At 71.6% G+C, this 3,533-nt stretch carries 4 protein-coding genes; all 4 read right to left on the bottom strand.

Annotated elements, in window-relative coordinates; all coding sequences use genetic code 11:
- Positions 1-190 (bottom strand): ChbG/HpnK family deacetylase (locus AC27VN_RS36040; RefSeq protein WP_490879729.1); only part of this gene is annotated, 190 nt, incomplete at its 3' end.
- On the bottom strand, positions 187-1,752 hold the full coding sequence (locus AC27VN_RS36035) for an ArnT family glycosyltransferase (RefSeq protein WP_490879728.1): 1,566 nt from the start codon (positions 1,750-1,752) through the stop codon (positions 187-189). The genes AC27VN_RS36035 and AC27VN_RS36040, both read right to left, overlap by 4 nt.
- Entirely contained in the window at positions 1,749-2,723 is a 975-nt protein-coding gene (locus tag AC27VN_RS36030; RefSeq protein WP_490879730.1) for a glycosyltransferase family 2 protein, read from the bottom strand. The genes AC27VN_RS36035 and AC27VN_RS36030 overlap by 4 nt, the downstream gene beginning before the upstream one ends.
- A 65-nt stretch (positions 2,724-2,788) precedes the next feature.
- Positions 2,789-3,352, bottom strand: coding sequence for a phosphatase PAP2 family protein (locus tag AC27VN_RS36025; protein WP_398491594.1), 564 nt, complete (start codon positions 3,350-3,352; stop codon positions 2,789-2,791).
- Positions 3,353-3,533 lie beyond the last annotated feature (181 nt).

The raw sequence follows: 3,533 nt of genomic DNA, 5'->3' as shown, positions 1-3,533 counted from the left end.
GCCGGCGCAGCAGGCGCGCACCCGACAGCCATGCGGCGCGCCGCACCATGCAGCCCACGGCGCTGATGCGCTCGCGCTCGGCGAGCACGAGCGCCGCTTCGTTGATCGCATGCCCCATGCCGAAGTCGTCGACGCAGATGCAGATCGAGCGCGGGCCCTCGGCAGTGGCCTCGCGTGGCGATGGGCTCATGGCTGCGCGTCCGCGTTCGGGGCCGCCTCGGGAATGCCCGCGCAGTGCGACCCGCGCCGCGTGGCGCCGTCATGGCGCCACACCGCCAGCCGGTCGTTGACCGCCACCAGCTTCGTGCCCGCGAGCCATGGATGCGCGAGCTGCGAATTGTTCGGCCCCACCAGCCAGGTGGTGCGGGGCGCGCACAGGATCGCGGGCAGCTGCGAGGCATCGACCAGCAGCCGCGAGGCCCGGGCCTTGTCGAAGCGCGCCGCATCCGCGAGCTCCTTGCGCCAGTCGTCGCGCTCCGGTTGCTGCTTCCAGTCGCCGAGCACCATCACCGGCGCGCGCAACTGCCAGTAGAAGGGAATCTCGTAGACGTAGCTGTCGAGCATCAGCACCTGGTCGCCGGGCCCGATGCGCTCGTCCGCCGGCAGGCGCAATCGCGCGCCCGGCGGCGGCATCGCGACCAGCGTGCCCACGCCCGCGAGGCACAGCGCCATCGCCGCGGCGGCGGCCGCCTTCAGGCCTCGTCCTTCGCGCATCGGGCCGCTGGCCAGGATGCGCCGCGCCACCAGAAAAGCCAGCGGCGCGAGCACGGGCAGCACATAGCCGACGAGCTTGGAGCGTGGCAGCGAGAAGAAGACCACGATGACGATCAGCCAGACCCCCATCAGCCGGTCGATGTCGCGCGTGGTGGTGCCGATGTCCGGCGCCGCGTTCTTGTGGCGCGGCAACAGCAGGCCGATCGACCACGGCAGGGTCAGCGCGGCCAACACCGGCAGATAGAACCAGAACGGCTGCTCGTTGTTGAAGCCGCTCGAGGCGAAGCGCCGGAAGTGCTGCGTGATCACGAAGTAGTCGAAGAAGTCCGGGTACGCGCGCTGCATCGCCACGAACCAGGGCGCCGCGAGCGCGAGCAGCAGCACCCAGCCGGGCAACCAGCGGCACAGCCGCCACAGCGTGCCCAGCCGTCGCGTCCAGGCGCACCAGGCGAGCAGCACCAGGAACGGCAGCAGCAGGCCGATCAGCCCCTTGGCGAGCAGCCCGGCCGCGGCGCAGGCATGCGCCCCCGCCAGCGCACCACGCCATGGCTGCGCCTCGTCGTGAGCCAGCACCGCCCAGGCCGCGAGCAGCACCGTCGCCGAGATGCAGCCGGCCACCAGCATGTCGAGGTTCGCGAACTGCGCGCCGAGGAAGAAATACGGCATGGTGGCGAGCACCACCGTCGACCACAGCGCGAGCCGGTCGTCGGTCCAGCGCCGCAGGAAGGCGAACAGCGCGATGCCGGCGGCGCTGGCGCCCAGCACCGAGGGCAGCCGCGCGGCCCATTCGATCGGCCCTGCCACGCCCATCGCCGCGGCGCCGATCCAGTAGAACAGCGGCGGCTTGTGGAAGAAGGGCAGGCCGTCGAGCCGCGGCACCAGCCAGTCGCCCGAATGCAGCATGGCGAGCGCGACGCCCACGTAGCGGCCTTCGTCGGGCGCCATCAGCGAGCGGGCTCCCGAGGTCGCCAGCAGCCATGCGACCAGCACCACACCGACCCAGAAAACACGTGTCTGCCCTGGCGTATCCGCTCTCATGAACCCTCCGTGGCGAGACCGCCGCCACGCTCGCCACGCACCACGTACAGCGGCCGCCCCTTCGACTCCTCGTAGATCCGCGCGATGTACTCGCCGAGGATGCCGGTGGAGATCAGCTGGATGCCGATGAAGAACATCAGGCTCACGACGATCGTGGTCCAGCCCGAGACCGCATTGCCGAACAGCAGCCGTTCGGCGCACAGGTAAAGGCCATAGGCGAAGGCCGGCAGCGCGATCGCGAGGCCCGCCACGCTCACCATGCGCAGCGGCCAGGTGGTGAAGGCGGTGAGCCCGTCGAGCGCCAGCAGCACGAGGCGGCGCATGTTGAAACTGGAGCGGCCCTCGGCGCGCGGCGCCGGCGTGTAGGGCAGCGCCACGGCGCGAAAGCCGACCCAGGCGTACAGGCCCTTCATGAAGCGGCCGCGCTCGGGCAGGCGCATCAGCGCATCGACCACCTTGCGGTCCATCAGCCGGAAGTCGCCCGCGTCCTCGGGCACCGCGAAGCGGTCCGAGGCATTGAGCAACCGATAGAAGAGCCGGCTGCCGAGCCGCTTGACGGGGCTCTCGTCGTCGCGCCGCTCGCGCACGGCATAGACCACCTCCGCGCCGGCGCGCCACTGCGCGAGCATCGTGCGGACCAGCTCGGGCGGATGCTGCAGGTCGCCGTCGAGCAGCACCACCACGTCGCCCACGGCCGCGGCCAGCCCCGCGGTCAGCGCGGCCTCCTTGCCGAAATTGCGCGACAGCGAGATGCAGCGGAAGCCGGGCAGTTCGCACCAGGCATCGACCACCGCGGCCGTGTCGTCGGTGCTGCCGTCGTCGACGATCACGATCTCCCAACTCATGTGCGTGGACCAGAGGATGTCCTCCAGCAGCGGCAGCAGCCGGCGCAGGTTCGGGCCTTCGTTGAAGCAGGGGATCACGCAGGAGAGGCTGAGCGCTCGCCCTTCGGAGGGCGTGGGCGCCGACAGGGACGCCGCTACCGCTTCGACCGCTGCTACCGCTTCGGGCGCGCGGCGCAAGAATGTCTGCGCGTTCACGGCATCCTCCACGTGGCCGGAGCCGCGCCTTCGGCGGGCAGGAGCCGGCGCGCGAGCCGCAGCGCGATGGCGAGCGCACCCGCGAGCACCGCGCCCAGGACGAGGCCCGCGGCGATGTCGATCGGGAAATGCACGCCCACGTAGATGCGCGCCCAGCCCGTGACGATGGCCGAGGCCAGCAGCGCGAGGCCGACACGGCGCAGGCTCGGGCGCAGCAGGCAGGCCACGGCCACGAGGAACATCACGCTCGCATGCGTGCTGGGCAGCGAGCCGCGGCCCGCATGCTCGATGTAGGCCTGGGCCAGGCCCAGCACGAAGGGGCGCGGCTGGTCCAGGCGCAACGCGATGGCATGGGACAGCATGGCGCAGGGCCCGGCGGCCGCGAGCACGATCCACAGGTAGGCCCGGTCGGCCGCTTTTTTCCAGATCGCGACGCCGATGATCCCGGCACTGAGCCAAGCGCCACCGAGCGCGAAGGCGGTGGCGAGCCACAGCGCGGGCCGCGCCGGTGGCGTGCCGGCCGCCAGCCATTGAAAGAGGGTGAGATTCAGGTCGCTCATGGCATGCGCTCCCGCGCAGGGACGAAGAGGAGGGAAGACGGCGGGCTGCTGCGCGCGAAAGGCGCAGGGCTGCGCCGGGCGCGGCTGGCGCGCCCGAAAAGGACGAACACGGGGAACCTCCGTTCGAGGAAGAGATGGGGCGCCGCGGCAGGGCATCCGCGGCGGGAAGGGCGGCGCGCGA

This window comes from Variovorax sp. 20P10.2.4 (assembly GCF_058244205.1).
This window is presented reverse-complemented; position numbering and strand designations above follow the sequence as displayed.

Bases quoted from the DNA above. Each gene is read 5' to 3' on its own strand.
- AC27VN_RS36035 (WP_490879728.1), bottom strand. From the start codon at position 1,752: ATGAGAGCGGATACGCCAGGGCAGACACGTGTTTTCTGGGTCGGTGTG.
- AC27VN_RS36025 (WP_398491594.1), bottom strand. From the start codon at position 3,352: ATGAGCGACCTGAATCTCACCCTCTTTCAATGGCTGGCGGCCGGCACG.